Consider the following 23259-nt stretch of genomic DNA (forward strand, 5'->3'; position numbering starts at 1 on the left):
ATTCCAACAACAAAACGACGGCGGCGCTGACAAATGACTCTACGAATAGCTATCAATGGTTTTGGCCGCATTGGCCGTAACGTTCTGCGCGCACTCTATACCCAAGGCTATCGTCAGGATCTGCAGATCGTCGCCATCAACGATTTGGGGGACAGCGCGATCAATGCGCACCTGCTCAAGTACGACACGGTTCATGGCACGTTCGACGCCGATGTCCAGCATGATCAGGAAAGCCTCACCGTCAACGGCGACCGTATCTCCGTCAGTGCCATTCGCAATCCGGCCGACCTGCCTTGGGCCGCGGAAAAGATTGATGTGGTATTCGAATGCACCGGTCTGTTCACCGACCGGACCAAAGCCGCCGCGCATATTACGGCCGGCGCACGCAAAGTGATCATCTCGGCCCCGGCCAAGGGCGCCGACGCCACCGTGGTTTACGGGGTCAACCACGACATTCTGCGCCAGTCGCACCAGATTATTTCCAACGCGTCGTGCACCACCAACTGCCTGGCACCGGTGGCCCAGGTGCTGCATCGCGAGCTGGGCATCGAAAGCGGCCTGATGACCACGATCCACGCCTACACCAATGACCAGCACCTGACCGACGTCTACCACGTCGACCCGTACCGTGCCCGTTCGGCTACCCAGAACATGATTCCGAGCAAGACCGGTGCGGCCGAAGCGGTCGGCCTGGTGTTGCCGGAACTGGCGGGCAAGTTGACCGGCATGTCGGTGCGCGTACCAGTGATCAACGTGTCCCTGGTGGACCTGACCGTGCAGCTCAAGCGTGAAGCGTCGGCCGAAGAGGTCAACGAACTGCTCAAGCATGCCAGTCAGCACTCGAAGATCCTCGGCTACAACACCCTGCCGCTGGTCTCCAGCGACTTCAACCACAACCCGCTGTCGTCGATCTTCGACGCCAACCACACCAAAACCAGCGGCAAGCTGCTCAAGGTACTGGCCTGGTACGACAACGAATGGGGCTTCTCCAACCGCATGCTCGATAACTGCCTGGCGTTGTGTAACGCCGAATAAGCCTCGCCCCCCTTCCTGTAGGAGCGAGCCTGTCGAATCGTCGCACCGTCGCGATGGTCGTGAACGATAACGCGGGGAACCTGATGCCCCGCGGTGTTCGACAGTTCATCGCGAGCAAGCTCGCTCCTACAGGGTGCGTGCCATTTCCGGAGTACCGTCGATGATCGGAATCACCTTCACTCAAAAGACCATGGCAGCCCGCAAGCGCGTCGCCCTGGTCGCCCATGACCACTGCAAGGTGTTTCTGCTGGACTGGGCCGAGCGGCAGAAAGACAAGCTCGCGCAACACGAACTGGTCGCCACCGGCACCACGGGGTTGTTGTTGCAACAACGCCTCGACCTGCCCGTAGAGAGCATGATCAGCGGACCGCTGGGCGGCGACCAACAGCTCGGCGGGCGAATCGCCGAGCAACGGGTCGACATGCTGGTGTTCTTCTGGGACCCTTTCGAACCACAACCCCACGATCCGGACATCAAGGCATTGCTTCGCGTTGCAGCGGTCTGGAACATTCCGGTGGCGTGCAACGAATGCAGCGCCGACTACCTGCTCAGCAGCCCATTGATGAATCAGGCGCACACGCACCGGATTCCGGATTACGCGACGTATTTGTCGGGGCGCAGTTAAGAAGCCGGGCGGGATGGGCCTGGGCAATCGGGCCTGAATCACACCGCTTTTTTTCTCGTTTTTTTCCGCTTTTCGGCACATTTTCCCCCGCAAACGTTCAACCATGACCGTTCGTCGGCATCGGCCTCATGCACCTCATACCGACGCCGATGTGCCATGAATGGCGCTGAATGGATTTGGCGTAACGAGTCGTTCCCGACTCCAGCCAACACCTCACCCATTCGCGAGTTCGCCCTATGTTCGACTCACTGTCCATCCGCCTGAAAACTGTCCTGCTCTCCGGTCTGTGCCTGCTCGGCGTAGTCACGTTGATCGTGGGCATGAACGTCTACCAGACCAACCAGAATGATGAGCTGGTCAGTGCCTCCAGCCGCAAGATGCTCACCGAGAGTGTGCAGAACCTGTTGCAGGCCAAGGCGGCCGAGCAGGCGGTGCGGGTGCAGAAGACCTTCGGCGAGACCCTGACTGTGGTGACCGCCCTGGCGGATCAGATCAAGGACATGCGCGCCATGGCCGCCAAGCGTTCACTTGAGCCCGGTGCCCTGCGTGAAGAGTTGAACCAGAGCCTGAAAACCGCCTTCGAGCGCAACGGCAAAGTGCTGGGTATCTGGCTGGCGTTCGAACCCAATGGCCTGGACGGCAAGGACAGTGAGTTCGTCAGTGACGCCGCCCGCCAGTCCAACGAGATCGGCCGATTCGCGACCTATTGGAGCCGTGCCGGGGGTGAAGCGCTCAACACGATCATGGTCGAAGAGGACATGACCAAAACCACCCTGAACCTCAGCGGTACGCCCTACAACGTCTGGTACACCTGCCCTCGGGACAGCAAGCGCACCTGCCTGCTCGACCCTTACGCCGATACGGTGGGCGGCAAGGAAGTGTTGATGACCACCATTTCCGTGCCGCTGCTGGTGGAGGGCAAATCCATCGGCGTGGTCGGTATCGATATCGCCCTCGATGCCCTGCAAGCCGCGGCGGTCGACGCCCAGCGCGAACTGTTCAACAGTGCCGGGCACATGTTGATTGTTTCCGGCACGGGTGTCATGGCTGCCTACAGTGTCGATGCAACGAAGGTCGGCAAAAGCATCGGCGATACCCTCGGCGCAGTTGGCAAGGACGCGCTGCAACTGCTGGGCGTCGGCGCACCGAAGGTGCTCGAACAAGGTGACCTGATCCGCGCGGTGTACCCGGTCAGCCCGATTGCCGACGCCAAGGCCTGGGGCGTGGTGATCGACCTGCCCAAGCAAGTGTTGCTGGCCGACTCGGTGAAACTGCAAGCGGTGCTCGACGACGCCCGGCAAAGCGGCACGATCAAGGCAGTGGGTGTGGCGATCATTGCCGGGCTGATCGGTTTGCTGCTGATCTGGCTCACCGCCTCGGGCGTTACCCGGCCGATCAACAGCGTGGCCGACATGCTCAAGGCGATTGCCAGCGGCGACGGCGACCTGACTCAACGCCTGCACTACGGCAAAAAGGATGAACTGGGCGAGTTGGTCAGTTGGTTCAACCGCTTCCTCGACAAGCTGCAACCGACCATCGCGCAAATCAAGCAGAGCATCACCGATGCCCGCGGCACGGCCGACCAGTCTTCGGAAATCGCCCGCCAGACCAGCGAAGGCATGCAGGTGCAGTTCCGCGAAATCGACCAGGTTGCCACCGCGTCCAACGAAATGAGCGCCACCGCCCACGACGTTGCCAACAGTGCGTCGAACGCCGCCAATGCCGCCAAGGGCGCCGACCAGTCGGCTCGCGATGGCATGCAGATCATCGAGCGCAGTACCCGCGACATCAATCAACTGGCCGACGAAGTCAGCAAGGCCGTAAGTGAAGTTGAAGCACTGGCGGTGAACAGTGAGCAGATCGGTTCGGTGCTGGAGGTGATCCGCAGCATCGCCGAACAAACCAACCTGCTGGCGCTGAACGCGGCGATTGAAGCCGCCCGTGCCGGTGAGAGCGGTCGCGGGTTTGCGGTGGTGGCCGATGAAGTGCGCAACCTGGCCAAACGCACCCAGGACTCGGTCGAGGAAATCCGCCTGGTGATCGAGCGCATCCAGAGCGGTACTCGCGGCGTGGTCGCCACCATGCATTCGAGCCAGACCCAGGCCCACAGCAACGCCGGACAGATCCAGCAAGCGGTGCAGGCCTTGAGCAAAATCAGCGACGCGGTCACCGTCATCAGTGACATGAACCTGCAAATCGCCAGCGCCGCCGAACAGCAAAGCGCCGTGGCCGAAGAGGTCAACCGCAACGTCTCGGCGATCCGCACCGTCACCGAAACCCTGACCGGACAGGCCACCGAATCGGCGCAGATCAGCAGCCAACTCAACAACCTGACCACCCACCAGATGAAACTGATGGATCAGTTCCGGGTGTAATGAACAACACAATACTGTAGGAGCAAAGCTTGCTCGCGATGGCGCCGGATCAGGCCCCGCATGGTTGACTGTCACGACGCCATCGCGAGCAAGCTTTGCTCCTACAGGGGATTTCATCCGATCGACCCGGATTTTGATCTATGCTCGGGCTCTCGCTCCGGAGGGCCTTCGATGACTGATTTACTCACGTCCATTCAAGCCGCACTCGGCTTGCCGCACACGCCAATCCCCTTCACTTCCACGGGCGCCCTGCCCTCGGCGTTTGCCGTCACGGACCTGGCCTGTGCCAGCATCGCCGTCGCCGGCCAGGCCATCAGTGAATTGTTGCACCAACAAACCGGACGCTTGCCCGGCCTCGAAGTCGACCGGCGCCTGGCCTCCTTCTGGTTCGCGAGTTCGATCCGACCGTTGGGCTGGAGTGTTCCGCCACTGTGGGACCCCATCGCCGGTGACTATGCCGCCAAGGATGGCTGGATTCGCCTGCACACCAATGCCCCCCATCACCGCGCCGCCGCAGAATCGGTGCTTGGCGCCTGCGCTGACCGTGCAGGGGTAGCGAGCAAAGTGGCGCAATGGGCCAAGAGTGATCTGGAGCAGGCCGTGGTCGATGCCGGTGGCTGCGCCGCCGAAATGCGCAGCCGGGAGCAGTGGCAGGTCCATCCACAAGGCCAGGCTGTGAACGCCGAACCGTTGATTCAGTTCGCCGCCCACCATAGCCATAACACCAAACCCTGGCAGGGATCGGTGGCGCAGCCGTTGGCCGGGATCAAGGTGCTGGACTTGACCCGCGTACTCGCCGGTCCCGTCGCCAGCCGTTTTCTCGCCGGCCTGGGTGCCGACGTCTTGCGCATCGACCCGCCCACCTGGAACGAACCGGGTGTCGTACCGGAAATGACGCTAGGCAAGCGCTGTGCTCGCCTGGACCTGCATGACAAAGCCGACCGCCGCGTGTTCGAAAGCCTGCTCAAGGACGCCGACATCGTGATCCACGGCTACCGCGCCGATGCTTTGGAAGGTTTGGGGTACGGTGTCGGTGACCGGCAAAAACTGGCTCCCGGGCTGATCGACGTTTGCCTCAATGCCTATGGCTGGAGCGGCCCGTGGCAGAATCGCCGTGGCTTCGACAGCCTGGTGCAGATGAGCAGCGGCATTGCCGAAGCCGGTATGCAGTGGAAAAAAACCGATAAACCGACGCCCCTTCCACTGCAAGCCCTCGATCACGCCACCGGGTATCTGATGGCGGCCAGCGCGATCACCTTGTTGGCAGAGCGCTTGCGCAGCGGACAAGGTGGTTCGGCACGGCTGTCGTTGGCGCGCACGGCGAAGTTGTTGATCGAGAATGGCACCGATACCGGGCAGCTGTTGCGGGCAGAGGATGAAAGCGATCAGGGGATGCTGGTCGAACAGACGCCTTGGGGGCCGGCGCATCGGTTGCAGGTGCCGCTGAAAATCACCGGTACGCCGTTGCAGTGGGCGATTGCGGCCTCTGAATTGGGTTCCCATCGCCCGCAGTGGTGGTGACCTTCCGGACGCCATCGCGGGCAAGCCTTGCTCCCACAGTTGATCGTCTTCGCTCCTACTGTGGGAGCAAGGCTTGCCCGCGATGGCGTCAGTTCAATCAACACAAAAGCAGGGCCAGCCTCAATCCGACCGACTCAACGAAGTCCAAAGCAACTGCGCCGCATACCCCCGATACGGCCGCCACCCTTCAGCCCGCAACGACAACTGCCGCGCTGTCACGCCCTGCCCCTCAAGCGCTGCCAAGGCATTGATCAACCCCACATCCCCCGTGGGAAACCCATTCATCTCGCGCAACTGCCGCAGGGCAATGTATTGCGCCGTCCAGTCACCTATGCCGTACAAGGCCAGCAAGCGCGCCACACCGCCCTGCCGACCCGGTTCGAACAGCAACGGATCATCGAGCAATGCCCGGGCCACGCCCGACAATGTGCGGCCACGGCTTTTCGGCATCCCCAATGCCGCCAGATCCGCCATCGCCAAGACCTCGGCCTCAGGAAACACGTGGCTCAAGCCACCCTGCGGCGTGGTCATTGGCACGCCGTATTGCGCCACCAGTTTCCCCGCCAGTTTGATCGCGGCCCCCACCGTAATCTGCTGGCCCAACACCGCACGAATCGCCAATTCCAGTCCGTCCCAGGCCCCCGGCACACGCAGTCCCGGACGCTCGGCAATCAACCGCGCCAGCAGCGGATCAGCCGCCAAATGCTGATGAATCGAGGGCAGGTCGGCATCCAGGTCAAACATCCGTCGCACCCGCGCGACGATCTCGGGCACGGCCGCCGGGTCGGGGAAGTCGAGTGTCAGCTCCAGTGAGTCCGCTGTCGCAGGCTTGATCGACAGGCTGCCGTGAGCACCTTTCAAGCCGATGGAGCGCGAGTAAACACCGTCGACCACTTCTTCCATTCCGGCAATTGCCCGCGCCGACAAAAAGCCGAGCATCGCCGGCCAGTCGTAAGGTGGTTGATACGCAAGCAACAACTTCATGGTGGTCCCTCAAATTGATCAAAGTGACCAGACTATCCTTTGTGGGAGCGAGCCTGCTCGCGAAAGCGGAGTGTCAGCCAACACTGCTGTCGACTGACACGCCCTCTTCGCGAGCAGGCTCGCCCCCACAGTGGAAACATCCCTGCCTGCAGCGCGCAGGATTTCACCAAACGCCCGCCCCAAGGCATACTTGCCACCCTCCGCACTCCAGAACCTGAAACCGCCCCATGCGTATCCACGTCAGCTTCATCGACCGCGTCGGTATTACCCAGGAAGTCCTGGCCTTGCTCGGTGGGCGCAATCTCAATCTGGATGCGGTGGAAATGATTCCGCCCAACGTCTATATCGACGCGCCGACCCTCAGTCCGGACGTCCTCGAAGAGCTGCGCGATGCGTTGCTCAGCGTGCGCGGCGTGCAGGCGATGACAGTGGTCGACATCCTGCCCGGCCAGCGTCGGCACCTGCAGCTCGATGCACTGTTGGCGGCCATGACCGATCCGGTGCTGGCTTTAGACAGTGCCGGCAAGGTGCTGCTGGGCAATCCCGCGCTGATTGCCCTGTACGGCCGCGAACCGGCCGGTGAAAGCGTTGCCGACCTGTTCGGCGACCCGGCGCTGCTCGACACCCTGCTCGAACACGGCTTTCGCCTGCCGCTGCGGGAAATCACGGTGAACGGCCAGACGTTGTTGCTGGACGCCACGCCGATCACTGACGCCGGTGCCCTGCTGACCCTGTATCAACCGAACCGCATCGGCGAACAGCTGTCGGCGCTGCACCACGACCACGCCGAAGGCTTCGATGCGCTGCTGGGCGAATCGCCGGTGATCCGCACGCTCAAGGTCCGCGCGCAACGGGTGGCAGCCCTTGATGCGCCGCTGTTGATCCAGGGTGAAACCGGCACCGGCAAGGAACTGGTGGCCCGGGCCTGCCACGCCATCAGTGCGCGGCACAATTCACCGTTTCTGGCGTTGAACTGTGCGGCGCTGCCGGAGAATCTCGCCGAAAGCGAACTGTTCGGCTACGCCCCCGGCGCCTTCACCGGCGCACAACGGGGTGGCAAGCCGGGGCTGATGGAGCTGGCCAACCAGGGCACGGTGTTCCTCGATGAAATCGGCGAGATGTCGCCGTACTTGCAGGCCAAGTTGCTGCGTTTCCTCAACGACGGCAGTTTCCGTCGGGTCGGTGGCGATCGCGAAGTGAAGGTCAACGTACGCATTCTCAGCGCGACCCACCGCAACCTGGAAAAGATGGTCAGCGAAGGCCAGTTCCGCGAAGACCTGTTTTACCGCCTCAATGTCCTCAATGTCGAAGTCCCGCCGCTGCGTGAGCGCGGCCAGGACATTCTGCTGCTGGCCCGCTACTTCATGCAGCAAGCCTGCGCGCAGATCCAGCGCCCGGTGTGTCGCCTGGCGCCGGGCACTTATCCGGCCCTGCTGGGTAATCGCTGGCCGGGTAACGTGCGTCAACTGCAAAACGTGATTTTCCGCGCCGCGGCCATTTGCGAAAGCAGCCTGGTGGACATCGGCGACCTCGACATTGCCGGCACGTCGGTGGCGCGCCAGAGCGACCAGGACATCGACAGCCTGGAACAGGCCATGGACGAGTTCGAAAAAACCCTCCTGGAAAAACTCTACGTCAGCTACCCCTCGACCCGCCAACTGGCGAGCCGCCTGCAAACCTCCCACACCGCGATCGCTCATCGATTGCGCAAGTACGGTATTCCCAACAAACCGTAATCCCGCTACCAACACAAAACCCTGTGGGAGCGAGCCTGCTCGCGAAAGCGGTGTGACTGTCAAATAAGCTTCGACTGACACTCCGTCTTCGCGAGCAGGCTCGCTCCCACAGAGATTGTGTGTTTGTCCTGAGAATCACTTCAAAAACGACCTCCACCTGTACTGAAAGCGCTACAGCGGAACGATATCGCTACACCCCTCTCCGATCAGCGTCCTGCAAGGCTTTGATCCACTTCAGCTTTTATCTTCACTTGCATCTGTAGCGATTTCGCTACAGCAAGCAAATCAATCGCCTTCTGAAAACATCCTAAGTCATTGATTATTAACAATAAAAAAACATTGGCCGTGTTCTTGCTTAGTAACCACTCATAAATCAGGGCAAATGCCCAAGCATTCAATCGCGTCCACCAGACGAGTCTGGCCCCTTAGGAGTTTTCCATGAGCGAATTGCGTTTTACTGAAGATCACGAATGGCTGCGCACCGAAGCTGACGGCACTGTCACAGTCGGCATTACCGCTTTCGCACAGAACGCACTGGGCGACGTGGTTTTCGTACAACTGCCGGAGCTGCAGTCCTACGACAAGGGCGCTGAAGCGGCCACCGTGGAATCGGTAAAGGCGGCCAGCGGCGTTTACATGCCTCTGGACGGTGAAGTGCTGGAAGTGAATCCGGCGCTGGACAGCAGCCCGGAACTGGTCAACGAAGACCCGCTGGGTGAAGGCTGGTTCTTCCGCTTCCAACCCGCTGACGCTTCGGCTGTCGCCAAACTGCTGGATCAGGACGCTTACGACCGTCTGATCAAAGCCCAAGCCGAAGCCTGAGGAGCACCGACATGACCCAGGTCAACCTGACTACTGCCAACGAATTCATCGCCCGTCACATCGGCCCGCGCGCCGGCGACGAGCAAGCCATGCTCAACAGCCTCGGTTTCGACTCCCTGGAAGCCCTGAGCGCCAGCGTCATCCCCGACAGCATCAAGGGCACCAGCGTCCTCGGCCTCGAAGACGGCCTGAGCGAAGCCGACGCCCTGGCGTTGATCAAATCCATCGCCAGCAAAAACCAGCTGTTCAAGACTTACATTGGCCAGGGCTACTACGGCACCCACACGCCGTCGCCAATCCTGCGCAACCTGCTGGAAAACCCGGCCTGGTACACCGCCTACACCCCTTACCAGCCGGAAATTTCCCAAGGCCGCCTCGAAGCGCTGCTGAACTTCCAGACCCTGATCAGCGACCTCACCGGCCTGCCGATCGCCAACGCCTCCCTGCTCGACGAAGCCACCGCCGCCGCCGAAGCCATGACCTTCTGCAAGCGCCTGAGCAAGAACAAGGGCAGCCACAAATTCTTCGCGTCCGTGCATTGCCACCCGCAGACCCTCGACGTACTGCGCACCCGTGCCGAGCCGCTGGGCATCGAAGTAGTGGTGGGCGACGAACTTGAACTGACTGACGTGACCCCGTTCTTCGGCGCCCTGCTGCAATATCCAGCGAGCAACGGTGACCTGTTCGACTACCGCGAACTGACCGAACGCTTCCACGCCGCCAACGCCCTGGTAGCGGTAGCCGCCGACCTGCTGGCCCTGACCCTGCTGACCCCACCGGGCGAATTTGGCGCCGACGTGGCCATCGGCAGTGCACAACGTTTTGGCGTTCCGCTGGGCTTCGGCGGCCCGCACGCTGCGTACTTCTCCACCAAGGATGCGTTCAAACGCGACATGCCGGGCCGTCTGGTCGGTGTCTCCGTGGACCGTTTCGGCAAGCCGGCCCTGCGCCTGGCCATGCAGACCCGCGAACAGCACATCCGCCGCGAGAAGGCCACTTCGAACATCTGTACCGCGCAAGTGCTGCTGGCCAACATCGCCAGCATGTACGCCGTGTACCACGGCCCGAAAGGCCTGACGCAGATCGCCAATCGCGTGCATCACCTCACCGCGATTCTGGCCAAGGGCCTGAGCAATCTCGGTCTGCAAGTTGAACAAGTCAGCTTCTTCGACACCCTGACCCTGAACACCGGCGCCCACACCGCCGCGCTGCACGAAAAAGCGCGCGCGCAACAGATCAACCTGCGCGTGGTCGATGCCGAGCGTCTGGGCCTGTCCCTCGACGAAACCAGCACCCAGGCCGACATCGAAACCCTGTGGAGCCTGCTGGCCGACGGCAAGGCGCTGCCGGACTTCGCCGCTGTCGCCACCTCGGTACAAAGCACCATCCCGGCCGCACTGGTGCGCCAGTCGCCGATCCTCAGCCACCCGGTGTTCAACCGTTATCACTCGGAAACCGAGCTGATGCGCTACCTGCGCAAACTGGCCGACAAGGACCTGGCGCTGGACCGCACCATGATCCCGCTGGGTTCGTGCACCATGAAACTCAACGCCGCCAGCGAAATGATCCCGGTGACCTGGGCCGAATTCGGTGCGCTGCATCCGTTTGCCCCGGCCGAGCAGAGCGCCGGCTACCAGCAACTGACCGACGAACTGGAAGCGATGCTCTGCGCCGCCACCGGTTACGACTCGATCTCGCTGCAACCGAACGCCGGTTCCCAGGGTGAATACGCAGGTCTGCTGGCGATTCGTGCCTACCACCAGAGCCGTGGCGAAGACCGTCGCGACATCTGCCTGATCCCGTCGTCGGCTCACGGAACCAACCCCGCCACCGCGCAAATGGCCGGCATGCGTGTGGTTGTCACCGCCTGCGACGCCCGCGGCAACGTCGACATCGAAGACTTGCGCGCCAAGGCCATCGAGCACCGCGAACACCTCGCCGCGCTGATGATCACCTACCCGTCCACCCACGGTGTGTTCGAGGAAGGCATCCGCGAGATCTGCGGCATCATTCACGACAACGGCGGCCAGGTGTACATCGACGGCGCCAACATGAATGCCATGGTCGGCCTCTGCGCGCCGGGCAAGTTCGGCGGCGACGTATCGCACCTGAACCTGCACAAGACCTTCTGCATCCCCCACGGCGGTGGCGGTCCGGGTGTCGGCCCGATCGGCGTCAAATCGCACCTCACTCCTTTCCTGCCGGGCCACGCGCAAATGGCACGCAAGGAAGGCGCGGTCTGTGCGGCACCGTTCGGCAGCGCGAGCATTTTGCCGATCACCTGGATGTACATCCGCATGATGGGTGGCGCCGGCCTGAAACGCGCTTCGCAGTTGGCGATCCTCAACGCCAACTACATTTCCCGCCGCCTCGAAGAGCACTACCCAGTGCTGTATACCGGCAGCAATGGCCTGGTGGCGCACGAGTGCATCCTCGACCTGCGTCCGCTGAAAGACAGCAGCGGCATCAGCGTCGATGACGTGGCCAAGCGCCTGATCGACTTCGGCTTCCATGCCCCAACCATGTCGTTCCCGGTGGCCGGTACGCTGATGATCGAGCCGACCGAAAGCGAATCCAAGGAAGAACTGGACCGCTTCTGCGACGCCATGATCCGCATCCGCGAAGAAATCCGCGCTGTGGAAAACGGTACCCTGGACAAGGACGACAACCCGCTGAAAAACGCCCCGCACACGGCGGCAGAGCTGGTCGGCGAGTGGTCGCACCCGTACAGCCGCGAGCAGGCGGTGTATCCGGTCGCCTCGCTGATCGAAGGCAAATACTGGCCGCCGGTCGGTCGCGTCGACAACGTGTTCGGCGATCGCAACCTGGTTTGCGCCTGCCCGTCGATCGAAAGCTACGCTTAAGGCAATAAAGGGGCGGGTTCGCTCGCCCCCGTTTTCAAGAACACCACAAAACCCTGTGGGAGCTGGCTTGCCAGCGATGAGGGTGGATCAGTCTACATTTCTGTTGCCTGACACACCGCCATCGCTGGCAAGCCAGCTCCCACAGGGGTTGTGCCAAGTCTCACATTCCGCCAATTCCTATAACAAGAAACCGGAGAACAACCATGTCGTTAAGCGTGTTCGACCTGTTCAAGATTGGCATCGGCCCCTCCAGCTCCCACACCGTCGGTCCAATGCGCGCCGCCGCGCGCTTCGTCGAAGGCTTGCGCCGTGACGGGCTGCTGACGGCCACCACCTGCGTCAAGGTCGAGCTCTACGGCTCACTCGGCGCCACCGGCAAGGGCCATGGCAGCGACAAAGCGGTGCTGCTCGGCCTGGAAGGCGAACACCCGGATACCGTGGACACCGAGACCGTCGCCGCCCGCCTGCAAGCCATTCGCGGCAACGGACGCTTGAACCTGCTCGGCGAACACAGCATTGCGTTCAACGAGAAAGAACACCTGGCGATGATTCGCAAACCGTTGGCCTATCACCCCAACGGCATGATTTTTCGCGCATTCGACGCCGCGGGCCTGCAAATCCGCAGCCGCGAGTACTACTCGGTGGGCGGCGGTTTTGTCGTCGATGAAGACGCCGCCGGCGCCGACCGCATCGTCGAAGACTCGACCCCCCTGACCTTTCCCTTCAAAAACGCCAAGGAACTGCTCGGTCATTGCGCCACCTACGGCTTGTCCATCAGCCAGGTGATGCTGACCAACGAAAGTGCATGGCGTCCGGAAGCGGAAACCCGTGCCGGCCTGTTGAAGATCTGGCAGGTCATGCAGGACTGCGTCGCCGCCGGTTGCCGTAACGAAGGCATTCTGCCCGGTGGCCTGAAGGTCAAGCGCCGGGCGGCCGCGCTGTATCGGCAATTGTGCAAGAACCCGGAATCGTCCCTGCGCGATCCGCTGTCGGTGCTGGACTGGGTCAACCTGTACGCCCTGGCGGTCAACGAAGAAAACGCCAATGGCGGGCGTGTCGTCACGGCCCCCACCAACGGTGCGGCCGGGATCATTCCGGCGGTGTTGCATTACTACATGCGTTTCATTCCTACGGCGAACGATGACGGGGTGGTGCGCTTTCTGCTGACCGCCGCGGCCATCGGCATCCTGTACAAGGAAAACGCCTCGATTTCCGGCGCCGAAGTCGGCTGCCAGGGTGAGGTCGGCGTGGCGTGTTCCATGGCGGCCGGGGCCTTGTGCGAAGTCCTCGGCGGCACGGTGCAACAAGTGGAAAACGCTGCGGAAATCGGCATGGAACACAACCTGGGCCTGACCTGCGACCCGATTGGCGGTCTGGTGCAGGTGCCTTGCATCGAGCGCAATGCCATGGGTTCGGTCAAGGCCATCAATGCGGTGCGCATGGCCATGCGGGGTGACGGACAGCACTTCGTCTCCCTCGACAAGGTCATCCGCACCATGCGCCAGACAGGCGCCGACATGAAAAGCAAATACAAGGAAACCGCCCGTGGCGGTTTGGCGGTCAACATTATCGAGTGCTGATGTGCGCTCACCTGCATAAGCACTTTTTAAGGAGCTGAATATGTCCACCGAACAACTGTTGAAAACCCCGTTGCACGCACTGCACATCGAATTGGGCGCGCGCATGGTGCCCTTCGCCGGCTATGACATGCCCGTGCAATACCCGTTGGGCGTGATGAAAGAGCACCAGCACACCCGTGATCAGGCCGGGTTGTTCGATGTTTCGCACATGGGCCAGATCCGCCTGACCGGCGCCAATGCCGCCAAGGCCCTGGAAACCCTGGTACCGGTGGATATCATTGACTTGCCGGTAGGCATGCAGCGCTATGCGATGTTCACCAATGAGACCGGCGGCATCCTCGACGACCTGATGGTTGCCAACCTGGGTAACGATGAACTGTTCCTGGTGGTCAACGCGGCTTGCAAGGATCAGGACCTGGCGCATCTGCGCAAACACATTGGCGAACAATGCGCGATCGAACCACTGTTCGAAGAGCGCGCCCTGCTCGCCCTGCAAGGTCCGGCGGCGGTCACTGTGCTGGCACGTCTGGCACCGGAAGTGGCGAAGATGACGTTCATGCAGTTCGCTCGCGTGAAACTGCTGGGCGTGGACTGCTTTGTCAGCCGCTCGGGCTACACCGGTGAAGACGGTTTCGAAATCTCTGTGCCGGCCGCCAGTGCCGAAGCCCTTGCCCGCGCCCTGCTGGCGGAGCCGGAAGTCGAAGCCATCGGCCTGGGCGCGCGCGACTCGCTGCGCCTGGAAGCCGGCCTGTGCCTCTACGGCCACGACATGAACACCGACACCACCCCGATCGAAGCCAGCCTGCTGTGGGCCATCTCCAAGCCACGTCGTGCCGATGGCGCACGTGCGGGTGGTTTCCCTGGGGCTGAAAGCGTATTTGCCCAACAACAGGGCGGTGTCAGCCGCAAGCGCATCGGCCTTCTGCCACAGGAACGCACCCCGGTGCGTGAAGGTGCCGAGATCGTCAACGAAGCGGGCGAGATCATCGGAAGCGTCTGCAGCGGCGGTTTCGGGCCGACCCTGGGCGGTCCTTTGGCGATGGGTTACCTCGACAGCGCTTATATCGCTCTCGATACACAGGTATGGGCAATTGTTCGTGGGAAAAAGGTTCCTTTGCTTGTAAGCAAAATGCCATTTGTTCCACAACGCTACTATCGCGGCTGATTGATTGTTCCTATAAGTAACGCGGTTGCGTTAACAGTGCACTAATGTGTAACGCAACCGCCATAAAAGAGTGCATCGTTTGGCTCTAAGCTTCGATTATGAACTTTGCTTATAACGTTCGAAAACAATTGAACAAGCGTATCGAATAAGCAGCCTCCATGAGCCGACAAACTGCCAGCAACCTGAGGAAATCCGGGGCTTGGCAGGGGCTTGTTTTTTCTCCCATAGTTGGCGTAGAGTTTGTTCACTGTGTTTGCATGGGTCGCTTGGAATCGTGACCTGGGCAGTAGCCTACAAGTTAGCTACATCCCGTTCGACGTCTTCTTACTCTCCTGCAACCAGCCCCAGTACTCTTTCATGAGAAGGAGACTGTCATTAATTTTAGCGTCAAAGGAAATAAGAAATGTCCCAACGTCAGAGCGGTACCGTCAAGTGGTTTAACGACGAGAAAGGTTTTGGTTTTATCACTCCAGAAAGCGGTCCGGATCTGTTCGTACATTTCCGCGCTATTCAGGGCAACGGTTTCAAGAGCCTGAAAGAAGGCCAGAAAGTGACCTTCATCGCCGTGCAAGGCCAGAAAGGCATGCAGGCTGACGAAGTACAAGCAGAAGCCTAATCTTCTGTTACGAAAAAGCCCCTGATGCTGACATCAGGGGCTTTTTTGTGCGCGTAAATCCGTAAAATGGTTTCTTTTTTCGCCGAGAGCCGCCATGTCGAAACACCTGCTTAACCCCCAGGGCGAATTTCCTGCCGCTGGCCTGGGTCGTCGTCTGGCCGCGATGTTCTATGACTTCCTGCTGTGCACCGCCCTGCTGATTGTCACCAGTGGCATTTACAAAATGATCCAGATGGCAATCATCGGCGAAGACAAAATGCGCGCGCTCACAGAGGCCGGGGCACTTGATGGCGACCCGCTGCTCTCGACCGTGTTGCTGTTCGTACTGTTTGGCTTTTTCGCCAAATTCTGGACCTGGTCCGGCCAGACCCTGGGCATGCAGGTCTGGTGCATCCGTGTACAGAACGCCGACGGCTCCTCCATCAGCCTGTGGCAAGCGCTGTTGCGCTTCGTGGTGTCGATCGCATCGCTGCTGTGCGTTGGCCTGGGGTTCTTCTGGTCGCTATTCGACAAGCAGCACCGCAGCTGGCACGACATGTACTCCAATACCCGGCTGGTGCGGATTCCCAAGAAGACCAAGTAATCCCGAAAAGCACAAACCAATGTGGGAGCGAGCCTGCTCGCGAAGAGGGAGTGTCAGCCGACATTAATGTTGCTGATACACCGCTTTCGCGAGCAGGCTCGCTCCCACAGTTTTTTTGCGATTTGACAGCTATTAAGCGTTCCCGGCCAACTTCATCCGCGCAGCCTGGGTGAAGTCCAGCATGCGCTTGAGCGGTCGAATGGCCTGAGGAACCAGCGCAGGATCGACAAAGATCTCGTTTGCCCCCTCCTTCAAGCTCTTGAGCGTACGCTCAAGGGTGTTCATCGCCATCCATGGACAGTGTGCACAACTGCGGCATGCGGCGCCGTTACCGGCCGTGGGCGCTTCGATAAACACCTTGTCCGGGCACAACTGCTGCATCTTGTAGAAGATGCCGCGGTCGGTGGCGACGATCAGGGTCTTGTTCGGCAGGCTCTGCGCCGCTGCAATCAACTGACTGGTGGAGCCGACAGCATCTGCCAGTTCGATCACGGAGGTCGGCGATTCCGGGTGCACCAGGATCGCGGCATCGGGATACAGCGCCTTCATGTCTTCGAGCTGTTTGGACTTGAACTCTTCGTGAACGATGCAGGCACCGTCCCACAGCAGCATGTCGGCACCAGTCTGGCGTTGAATGTAGGTGCCCAGATGCTTGTCCGGCCCCCAGATAATGGTTTCGCCGTTATCCATCAGGCTTTCGACGATTTCCAGCGCACAGCTTGAAGTCACCACCCAATCCGCCCGGGCCTTTACTGCCGCCGACGTATTGGCATAGACCACCACCGTGCGCTCGGGATGCTGGTCGCAGAACGCGGAAAACTCGTCGACCGGGCAACCCAGGTCCAGCGAGCATGTCGCCTCCAGCGTCGGCATCAGGATGCGTTTTTCGGGGTTGAGGATCTTGGCCGTTTCGCCCATGAACTTCACGCCGGCGACCACTACGGTCTTGGCCGGATGTGCATTACCGAAGCGGGCCATCTCCAGCGAGTCGGAGACGCAACCACCGGTTTCTTCGGCCAGGGCCTGAATGATCGGATCGCAATAGAAGTGGGCGACCAGCACCGCGTCCTGAGCCTTGAGCTCGGCAGCGATGGCGGCGCGGTAATAGGCCTCTTCGTCGGCTGTCAGCGGCTTGGGCTGCTTGGCGTCGAGGTGGGCTTGAACCAGAAGGCGTTCGGAAATCTGCGTCATGTTCGCAAGACCTGCAGGCGCATTCGCGCGAAAGTCGAGTATACACCCGGCTCCGGACCCATCAGGGTACCGCCGGGAAAGTGAGTATTCATCAGGCACGGACAGCGTTGAAGCTGCGCAAGGCTACAGAATATCCCGTGGATGCAAAAGATGATTCTGACCTGTGTCGTGCAGTGCTGCCCAAGAACCGGGCGGAGGTAAATCGCGGGCAAAAAAAAATCCGGAAATCCTCACTTTCGTGGGCCTTCCAGACTTTTAAAACAGCTTGAAAATGGTGGGTCGTGTGGGATTCGAACCTACGACCAATTGGTTAAAAGCCAACTGCTCTACCAACTGAGCTAACGACCCGCTGTGTGGTGGCGCGTATAATACTGATTTTTAAGGACTATTCAACACCTATTTTAAAATAAATCAAAAATAAGGTGTCGGGTCGCTGATTCCGGCTGCCGCAAAGCCTTCAGCACGCAGGCGGCAGCTGTCGCATTTGCCGCAGGCACGGCCGTTATCGTCGGCCTGATAGCAGGAAACCGTCAGGCCGTAATTGACCCCAAGCTTCACACCTGCCTGGACGATCTGCGCCTTGCTGAGGTTTTGCAGCGGTGCCTGGATACGGAAGCCATTACCTTCCACACCCGCCTTGGTCGCCAGATTCGCCATGCGCTCGAACGACTCGATGAATTCGGGACGGCAGTCCGGGTAGCCGGAGTAATCCACGGCATTGACGCCGATGAAGATGTCCCGTGCGCCGAGCACTTCAGCCCAGCCGAGTGCCAGGGACAGGAATACCGTGTTGCGCGCAGGCACATAAGTGACCGGAATGCCCTCACCCAACTCTTCCGGAATATCGATGCTGCTATCAGTCAGCGCCGAGCCCCCCATTCCGTTCAGGTTGAGGCCGATTACCTTGTGTTCCACGACACCCAAGTCACGGGCAACCCGTTCGGCTGCGTACAGCTCGGCGTGAGAACGCTGACCATAATCGAAGCTCATGGTGTAGCAGCTGTAACCTTCGGCACGTGCCATGGCGACGACAGTGGCCGAATCCAGGCCACCGGACAGCAGGATGACCGCACGTTTTTCCGCAGTGTTCAGTTGTTCCGTCATTTCAGCGCCCCGGCTCATCGTTCCAAAGATATTTATGCAGCTGCAGTTGCAGACGTACTGGCAGGTTGTCCGCTACCACCCAGTCGGCCAGATCCCGAGCATTGAGGTCGTGATGGCTTGGCGAGAACAGAACCTCACCGGCGCGCTGGTCCAGACCATATTGAATCAGCTTGGAAACAGACCAGTCATAGTCTTCCCGCGAGCAGATGACAAATTTCACCTGATCGTTGGGCGTGAGCAGTTCAATGTTTTCGTAACGATTGCGATGCGCTTCTTTAGAACCCGGGGTTTTCAGGTCGACGACGCGACTGACCCGGGGATCCACCGCCGAGATATCGAGCGAACCACTGGTTTCCAGTGACACTTCGTAACCGGCATCACACAACCGCTTGAGCAAAGGAATGGCGTTGGGTTGCGCCAGGGGCTCGCCGCCCGTGACACAGACATAACGCGGGCGGAATCCAGCCACTTGCTCGAGGATATCGTCGAGCGTGCGAATGGTCCCGCCGGTGAACGCGTAGGCGCTGTCGCAGTATTGGCAACGCAACGGGCAACCGGTCAGGCGCACAAAAACCGTGGGCAGGCCGGCAGTCCGAGTTTCACCCTGCAACGAGTAGAAAACTTCGGTGATTCTCAATGTGTCTTGCATAGTCGCCACGGGCGTAACAGCTAAACAGGCTGTCCGCCTCCGTCAGGCACTTCAAGGAACCCCGGCAATGCGCAGATCCCAAAAAGCGTGTTTCAGAAAAAGGGTGTGAATTCTAACGAAAAAACCCGCGACAAGCGCGGGTTTCTTTGAAACGGGTCAAGCAGGCTTACATTTTCTGCAGATCGCGCTGGGCCAACTGAGCGGCGGAAGTGCCCGGATATTGGGAAACCACCTGCTGCAAAATGCCTTTGACCCGGTCGGTATGACCGAGGCGACGCTCTACATCAGCGAGCTTGTACAGCGAATCAGGCACCTTGGCGTGCTTGGGATAAAGCTGCGAAACCTTGGCAAATGCCTGACCTGCACCTTGCAGATCGCCTTTGGCCAGGTTCACTTCGCCCAACCAGTACTGGGCATTGCCCGCGTATTGGCTATTCGGGTATTTGCGCAGGAATGCGGAGAAAGCCTGGCTGGCCTTGTCGAAATCCTTGGCTTTGATCAGGTCGAAGGCCGCGTCGTAATAGAGCTTTTCCTTCGCCGGGTCTGCCGGTTCGCTGCCCGCTGCAGGTGCCTGAGCGGCTGCCGCCCCCGCGGCTGCGCTTGCACCTGCTGCAGCACCGGGGGCATTCAAATCACCACCGGTGGAAGAATTTTCTGGAGTCGCGGCTGGTGCAACGCCCGATCCTATGCGCCGATCAAGATCCTGGTATCGCTCCAGGTTCTCTTGCTTCATGCGCGCTACATCATTTTGCAGAACTTCGATTGCACCTTGCTGGCGCTCGATTTGTTGCTGCATTGATTGCAGTTGGTTGAACAGCTCGCCCTGTGCCGAGACAGGGGCCGAAACCCCTCCCCCGGCATAGGCGCCGTTCGTACCGTAACCCGCAGGCGGATAACTACTCCCGCTATTGTTATAGCCGGAGTTGTCCTCGACCACAGGAACCGCAGCCCACACCGCAAGCGGTGCGAGACTGAGAGCCAAAACAGTTACAGCACGACGGCACGTTCGCATGACGAATTACTTACGCAGTTCGACGCGACGGTTTTGAGCCCAGGACTGCTCGTCGTTGCCGGTAGCAACTGGACGCTCTTCGCCGTAGGAAACCAGTTCCAGCTGAGCTGGGGAAACACCTTGCAGTACCAGGTAGCGCTGAACGGCTTTCGCACGACGCTCGCCCAGTGCCATGTTGTACTCACGAGTACCACGTTCGTCGGTGTTGCCTTCCAGAACAACGCGAGCGCCGTTTGCTTTCAGGTCTTTGGCGTGAACGTCCAGAGCGCGCATGGCTTCTGGCTTCAGGTCCGAACTGTCGTATTCGAAGTAGAAAGTGGTGATAGCGCGCAGTGCAGCTTCTTCGCTCAGGGAGCCGTCAACTGCACCAGTGTTTGCGCCGTAACCAGCGTTTGGATCTACTGCGCCTTCACCGGCATTGTCGCCGCCTTTGGACGAGCAACCTACAGCTACAGCCATGGCGAGAGCCAGCGCAGCAAATTTACCAAACTTCAGCATTTCCATCGTGAAACTCCTAATGAACCCCAGTGTGTTAAGTAAAACGTATAGCGCCGCGTCAGTTCAGGAAAGGGGACCAGGAAGGTTCTCTGACTTCGCCTTGTGCGGTAGGAAGTGGGAGCCTTACGCGTCCATTGATGGACACGAGCATCAAGACTCCCCGGCCCTGCTGGCGGGTGGCGTAGATTACCATGGTGCCGTTGGGCGCAACAGTAGGCGACTCGTCCAGAGTGCTATCAGTGAGGATCTTTACACTACCGCGCTGCAAATCCTGAGCCGCCACTTTGAAATTGGTAAAACCGTCCTGGCGGTGAATCATCACGAGGGTCTTTTCGTCCGCCGACAACTTAGGGTTGGCGTTGTAGTTACCGACGAAAGTCACACGCTCGGCACCGCCGCCACCGACGCTGGTTTTATAAATCTGTGGTTTGCCGCCACGGTCGGACGTGAAGTAGATGGTCGAGCCATCCTTGCCCCAGAACGGTTCGGTGTTGATACCAGGACCGTTGGTGACGCGGGTGATCTGACGCGAACCGAGGTTCATGACATAGATGTCCGGGTTACCGTCTTTCGACAGCACGAACGCCAGGCGATTGCCATCGGGCGACCAGGCTGGCGCGCCGTTCAGGCCTTCGAAGTTGGTGATCTGTTCACGGCGACCGGTATCGATGTTCTGCATGAACACCCGAGGACGCTTCTGCTCGAATGAAACGTAGGCGATGCGCTTGCCATCCGGTGCGAAACGTGGCGACAGGATCGGCTCGCGCGATTGCAGCAGGGTTACCGCACGGGCACCGTCATAGTCGGAACGTTGCAGCGTGTAGCGAGTGTTCTTCTCGGAGAAACGCTCGGCCGTCACGTACAGCAGGCGAGTCGAAAACGCACCTTTGATACCGGTGAGTTTTTCGAACGACTGGTCGGCGATGTAGTGCGACATGTCGCGCAATTGATCGACGCCACCCGACACACTGCCGGTCAGCACTTGCTGCTCGGTAGCAACGTTGAACAGTGCGTATTGCACCTGCAGGCGACCGCCCGCAGGAACAATGCTGCCCACCATGACGTACTGGGCGCCCAGCGCCTTGAAGTCACGGAAGATGATTTCGCTGGCCTGGCTTGGCTGGCTGATCATGTTCTGCTTTGGAATCGGCGAGTAGTAACCCGAGTTGCGCAGGTCGTTACCGATGATTTCAGCCATGTCATCCGGCAACACGCTGCCGCCCTGATTGCCGAACGGCACGACTGCAATCGGGGTGGCCCGATCGCTGCCGCTGGTAACCAGAATGTTTTTCTCATCTGCCATCGCGATCCCTGCCATGCAGCAGATCACGACGAGCATTCCTCGAAGGAGGTTTCTCACGGGGCTAGATCCTCAGGTGTGAATGTCATCTTGAATGAACGATACGGAGCAAAATCGCTCGGCTTCATTCCCTGCATTTCTGTCAAACGTCCAATATTCTTCACTGCCGCTACGGCTGAAGCGTCAAACGGACCGTCGCCACTGGACTTGAGCACCTTGACCGAAGTCACCGTACCGTCCGGCAACATGCCGATTTGCAGCTGAACCGTCATGCCTTTGCGGGCCGAAGGTGGACGAGCCCAGCCTTCCGCTGCACGTAGTCGAATCAGGTCATCGAAACTGCCGGCGACTTCGTCACCTCGCTCATCGGCCAAGGCCTGCTGACGCTGCGGCGTGTCGGAAAGCAAATCTGCCAGGGCCTGAGCCTTTTTGTCTTCGGCGGACTTTTTCGCCGCGTCCTGCGATTTCTTCTTCGCAGCATCGGCAGCAGCTTTCTTCTTCGCTTCTTCGGCGACTTTCTTCTTCGCCTCCTCAGCTTCAGCTTTCTTCTTGGCGTCTTCCGCGGCTTTCTTCTTCGCGTCTTCGACGATCTTTTTCTTCGCTTCTTCAGCGGCCGCTTTCTTGGCCTCTTCTTCAGCAGCCTTCTTGGCTTCTTCTTCAGCTTTCTTCTTGGCTATATCAGCCAATTGTTTCTCTTCTGCCTTCTTGGCTTCGGCGGCCTTTTTCGCGTCGTCAGCTTTCTTGGCTTCATCAGCCTTTTTCGCCTCTTCCGCTTTCTTGGACTCGTCGGCCTTCTTGGCTTCCTCGGCCTTTTGAGCCGCTTCTTCTTTCTTTTGTTCCGCAGCCTTCACTGCTTCCTGCTCAACCTTCTTCTGTTCCAACTGCTCTTCTTCGGTCTGGCGTGCGGCGGATTTCTTCGCCTCACCCGCAATCTTCTGATTGGTCTGGGTGGTTGCCTGACTTTTGGATTTCAGCTGGTACAAGGTCGCCTGGACAATCGGTTTGGCCGGCGGCAGCTCCGGTGTGAAGGCAAAACTGACGAACAGCATGCCGAACACCAGCACGTGCAAGCCAATCGCCCAGACACTAGGCCAGAAGTAGCTTTCCGAGGCGGACGGCTCTCGCTGTTGCTGCATCAGGGCGCCTCGGTAATCAAGCCAACATTACCGACCCCGGCTTTCTGCAACCCGCCCATGGCACCCATGACGGCACCGTAGTCGACGCTCTTGTCGCCGCGAATGAAGACCTGGGTACGCTTGCCGCCTTCGTTGCCGGCGCGAATGATCTTGGTGACCGCGTCCGTCATCTGCGGCAGGGTCATGGCGCGATCTTGTTGCTTCTCTGTGTCGACTTCGCTGCCAAGGTTCCAGTAATAGGTCTTGTCAGCCTTGATCGAAATGGTCAGGACCTGGGTGTTGTTGTCCTGCGGCAAGGCTTCGCTGGAAACCTTCGGCAGATCAACTTTCACGCCCTGATTGAGCATCGGCGCGGTCACCATGAAGATGACCAGCAGCACCAACATCACGTCGATGTAAGGCACCACGTTCATCTCGGCGACCGGCTTGCGCTTGTGTCGAGCTCGAGCGATTAAAGCCATTG

Annotated in this window: 21 protein-coding genes, 1 tRNA gene and 1 pseudogene; 12 read left to right on the forward strand and 11 right to left on the reverse strand. The window is 59.9% G+C overall.

Annotation, left to right across the window (positions count from 1 at the left end):
- Nucleotides 1–33: 33 nt before the first annotated feature.
- From gap to LAB08_RS24145, 5 genes and pseudogenes are all read left to right on the forward strand, one after another.
- Entirely contained in the window at nt 34–1035 is a 1002-nt protein-coding gene (gene gap, locus LAB08_RS24130) for a type I glyceraldehyde-3-phosphate dehydrogenase (RefSeq protein ID WP_096509362.1), read from the forward strand.
- Between the two features lie 160 nt (nt 1036–1195).
- The gene (locus LAB08_RS24135; RefSeq protein ID WP_096509361.1) at nt 1196–1660 is read left to right on the forward strand and encodes a methylglyoxal synthase; all 465 of its coding nucleotides are present in this window, start codon (nt 1196–1198) and stop codon (nt 1658–1660) included.
- Between the two features lie 509 nt (nt 1661–2169).
- Nucleotides 2170–3177 (forward strand): annotated as a pseudogene (locus LAB08_RS30840) (methyl-accepting chemotaxis protein); the annotation flags it as partial.
- A gap of 102 nt (nt 3178–3279) precedes the next feature.
- On the forward strand, nt 3280–4035 hold the full coding sequence (locus tag LAB08_RS30845) for a methyl-accepting chemotaxis protein (protein ID WP_372237755.1): 756 nt from the start codon (nt 3280–3282) through the stop codon (nt 4033–4035).
- 171 nt (nt 4036–4206) lie between these two features.
- Nucleotides 4207–5556: a CoA transferase gene (locus tag LAB08_RS24145; RefSeq protein ID WP_096509359.1), complete on the forward strand. Its 1350-nt coding sequence runs from the start codon at nt 4207–4209 to the stop codon at nt 5554–5556.
- A 120-nt stretch (nt 5557–5676) separates the two neighbouring features.
- On the opposite strand, the gene LAB08_RS24150 is transcribed toward LAB08_RS24145, so the two are convergent.
- Nucleotides 5677–6540 carry a DNA-3-methyladenine glycosylase family protein gene (locus tag LAB08_RS24150; RefSeq protein WP_096509358.1) on the reverse strand — a complete coding sequence of 288 codons (864 nt, stop codon included), beginning with the start codon at nt 6538–6540 and terminating at the stop codon, nt 5677–5679.
- 227 nt (nt 6541–6767) lie between these two features.
- Here LAB08_RS24150 and gcsR point away from each other — a divergent pair, with 227 nt between their 5' ends.
- The gene (gene gcsR, locus LAB08_RS24155) at nt 6768–8276 is read left to right on the forward strand and encodes a transcriptional regulator GcsR (RefSeq protein ID WP_096509357.1); all 1509 of its coding nucleotides are present in this window, start codon (nt 6768–6770) and stop codon (nt 8274–8276) included.
- 206 nt (nt 8277–8482) lie between these two features.
- On the opposite strand, the gene LAB08_RS24160 is transcribed toward gcsR, so the two are convergent.
- On the reverse strand, nt 8483–8674 hold the full coding sequence (locus LAB08_RS24160; protein ID WP_157755686.1) for a hypothetical protein: 192 nt from the start codon (nt 8672–8674) through the stop codon (nt 8483–8485).
- 40 nt (nt 8675–8714) lie between these two features.
- On the opposite strand from LAB08_RS24160, the gene gcvH reads away from it, so the two are divergent.
- The 6 genes from gcvH to LAB08_RS24190 all read left to right on the forward strand — a co-directional run bounded on the left by gcvH (nt 8715) and on the right by LAB08_RS24190 (nt 15906).
- Nucleotides 8715–9098 carry a glycine cleavage system protein GcvH gene (gene gcvH, locus LAB08_RS24165; RefSeq protein WP_096509356.1) on the forward strand — a complete coding sequence of 128 codons (384 nt, stop codon included), beginning with the start codon at nt 8715–8717 and terminating at the stop codon, nt 9096–9098.
- 11 nt (nt 9099–9109) lie between these two features.
- The gene (gene gcvP, locus LAB08_RS24170; protein WP_096509355.1) at nt 9110–11962 is read left to right on the forward strand and encodes an aminomethyl-transferring glycine dehydrogenase; all 2853 of its coding nucleotides are present in this window, start codon (nt 9110–9112) and stop codon (nt 11960–11962) included.
- Between the two features lie 203 nt (nt 11963–12165).
- On the forward strand, nt 12166–13542 hold the full coding sequence (locus tag LAB08_RS24175; RefSeq protein ID WP_096509354.1) for an L-serine ammonia-lyase: 1377 nt from the start codon (nt 12166–12168) through the stop codon (nt 13540–13542).
- A 40-nt stretch (nt 13543–13582) separates the two neighbouring features.
- Nucleotides 13583–14707, forward strand: a complete 1125-nt coding sequence (gcvT, locus tag LAB08_RS24180; RefSeq protein WP_096509353.1) for a glycine cleavage system aminomethyltransferase GcvT — start codon at nt 13583–13585, stop codon at nt 14705–14707.
- 403 nt (nt 14708–15110) lie between these two features.
- The gene (locus LAB08_RS24185; RefSeq protein WP_007977299.1) at nt 15111–15323 is read left to right on the forward strand and encodes a cold-shock protein; all 213 of its coding nucleotides are present in this window, start codon (nt 15111–15113) and stop codon (nt 15321–15323) included.
- 94 nt (nt 15324–15417) lie between these two features.
- Nucleotides 15418–15906, forward strand: coding sequence for an RDD family protein (locus tag LAB08_RS24190; protein ID WP_096509352.1), 489 nt, complete (start codon nt 15418–15420; stop codon nt 15904–15906).
- Between the two features lie 132 nt (nt 15907–16038).
- On the opposite strand, the gene nadA is transcribed toward LAB08_RS24190, so the two are convergent.
- The 9 genes from nadA to tolR form a co-directional block, all read right to left on the reverse strand.
- On the reverse strand, nt 16039–17097 hold the full coding sequence (gene nadA / locus LAB08_RS24195; protein WP_096509351.1) for a quinolinate synthase NadA: 1059 nt from the start codon (nt 17095–17097) through the stop codon (nt 16039–16041).
- Between the two features lie 272 nt (nt 17098–17369).
- A tRNA-Lys gene (locus LAB08_RS24200) sits at nt 17370–17445 on the reverse strand.
- Nucleotides 17446–17508: 63 nt separating this feature from the next.
- The gene (queC, locus tag LAB08_RS24205; protein ID WP_096509350.1) at nt 17509–18201 is read right to left on the reverse strand and encodes a 7-cyano-7-deazaguanine synthase QueC; all 693 of its coding nucleotides are present in this window, start codon (nt 18199–18201) and stop codon (nt 17509–17511) included.
- Nucleotide 18202: 1 nt separating this feature from the next.
- The gene (queE, locus tag LAB08_RS24210) at nt 18203–18850 is read right to left on the reverse strand and encodes a 7-carboxy-7-deazaguanine synthase QueE (RefSeq protein WP_096509349.1); all 648 of its coding nucleotides are present in this window, start codon (nt 18848–18850) and stop codon (nt 18203–18205) included.
- Between the two features lie 166 nt (nt 18851–19016).
- Nucleotides 19017–19862 (reverse strand): tol-pal system protein YbgF, encoded by an 846-nt coding sequence (ybgF, locus tag LAB08_RS24215; protein WP_096509348.1) that lies wholly within the window; start codon nt 19860–19862, stop codon nt 19017–19019.
- A 6-nt stretch (nt 19863–19868) separates the two neighbouring features.
- Nucleotides 19869–20366 (reverse strand): peptidoglycan-associated lipoprotein Pal, encoded by a 498-nt coding sequence (pal, locus tag LAB08_RS24220; protein ID WP_003178634.1) that lies wholly within the window; start codon nt 20364–20366, stop codon nt 19869–19871.
- Between the two features lie 52 nt (nt 20367–20418).
- A complete protein-coding gene (gene tolB / locus LAB08_RS24225; protein WP_172901656.1) occupies nt 20419–21699 on the reverse strand; it encodes a Tol-Pal system beta propeller repeat protein TolB in 1281 nt (426 codons plus the stop codon).
- A gap of 17 nt (nt 21700–21716) precedes the next feature.
- The gene (tolA, locus tag LAB08_RS24230; protein ID WP_096509346.1) at nt 21717–22796 is read right to left on the reverse strand and encodes a cell envelope integrity protein TolA; all 1080 of its coding nucleotides are present in this window, start codon (nt 22794–22796) and stop codon (nt 21717–21719) included.
- The gene (gene tolR / locus LAB08_RS24235) at nt 22796–23248 is read right to left on the reverse strand and encodes a protein TolR (protein ID WP_172901655.1); all 453 of its coding nucleotides are present in this window, start codon (nt 23246–23248) and stop codon (nt 22796–22798) included. The genes tolA and tolR overlap by 1 nt, the downstream gene beginning before the upstream one ends.
- Between the last annotated feature and the right edge of the window lie 11 nt (nt 23249–23259).

It is taken from the genome of Pseudomonas izuensis, from assembly GCF_002356535.2.
GTDB classification, from domain to species: Bacteria; Pseudomonadota; Gammaproteobacteria; order Pseudomonadales; family Pseudomonadaceae; genus Aquipseudomonas; species Aquipseudomonas izuensis.

Excerpts from the sequence above, each read along its gene's own strand:
- LAB08_RS24185 (WP_007977299.1), top strand. The coding sequence starts at position 15,111 with ATGTCCCAACGTCAGAGCGGTACCGTCAAGTGGTTTAACGACGAGAAA.
- tolB (WP_172901656.1), bottom strand. The coding sequence starts at position 21,699 with ATGCTCGTCGTGATCTGCTGCATGGCAGGGATCGCGATGGCAGATGAG.
- gap (WP_096509362.1), top strand. The coding sequence starts at position 34 with ATGACTCTACGAATAGCTATCAATGGTTTTGGCCGCATTGGCCGTAAC.
- gcvH (WP_096509356.1), top strand. The coding sequence starts at position 8,715 with ATGAGCGAATTGCGTTTTACTGAAGATCACGAATGGCTGCGCACCGAA.
- LAB08_RS30845 (WP_372237755.1), top strand. The coding sequence starts at position 3,280 with ATGCAGGTGCAGTTCCGCGAAATCGACCAGGTTGCCACCGCGTCCAAC.
- LAB08_RS24150 (WP_096509358.1), bottom strand. The coding sequence starts at position 6,540 with ATGAAGTTGTTGCTTGCGTATCAACCACCTTACGACTGGCCGGCGATG.
- ybgF (WP_096509348.1), bottom strand. The coding sequence starts at position 19,862 with ATGCGAACGTGCCGTCGTGCTGTAACTGTTTTGGCTCTCAGTCTCGCA.
- gcsR (WP_096509357.1), top strand. The coding sequence starts at position 6,768 with ATGCGTATCCACGTCAGCTTCATCGACCGCGTCGGTATTACCCAGGAA.
- queC (WP_096509350.1), bottom strand. The coding sequence starts at position 18,201 with ATGACGGAACAACTGAACACTGCGGAAAAACGTGCGGTCATCCTGCTG.
- queE (WP_096509349.1), bottom strand. The coding sequence starts at position 18,850 with ATGCAAGACACATTGAGAATCACCGAAGTTTTCTACTCGTTGCAGGGT.
- gcvP (WP_096509355.1), top strand. The coding sequence starts at position 9,110 with ATGACCCAGGTCAACCTGACTACTGCCAACGAATTCATCGCCCGTCAC.
- pal (WP_003178634.1), bottom strand. The coding sequence starts at position 20,366 with ATGGAAATGCTGAAGTTTGGTAAATTTGCTGCGCTGGCTCTCGCCATG.
- LAB08_RS24190 (WP_096509352.1), top strand. The coding sequence starts at position 15,418 with ATGTCGAAACACCTGCTTAACCCCCAGGGCGAATTTCCTGCCGCTGGC.
- tolA (WP_096509346.1), bottom strand. The coding sequence starts at position 22,796 with ATGCAGCAACAGCGAGAGCCGTCCGCCTCGGAAAGCTACTTCTGGCCT.
- LAB08_RS24175 (WP_096509354.1), top strand. The coding sequence starts at position 12,166 with ATGTCGTTAAGCGTGTTCGACCTGTTCAAGATTGGCATCGGCCCCTCC.
- LAB08_RS24135 (WP_096509361.1), top strand. The coding sequence starts at position 1,196 with ATGATCGGAATCACCTTCACTCAAAAGACCATGGCAGCCCGCAAGCGC.
- nadA (WP_096509351.1), bottom strand. The coding sequence starts at position 17,097 with ATGACGCAGATTTCCGAACGCCTTCTGGTTCAAGCCCACCTCGACGCC.
- LAB08_RS24145 (WP_096509359.1), top strand. The coding sequence starts at position 4,207 with ATGACTGATTTACTCACGTCCATTCAAGCCGCACTCGGCTTGCCGCAC.
- gcvT (WP_096509353.1), top strand. The coding sequence starts at position 13,583 with ATGTCCACCGAACAACTGTTGAAAACCCCGTTGCACGCACTGCACATC.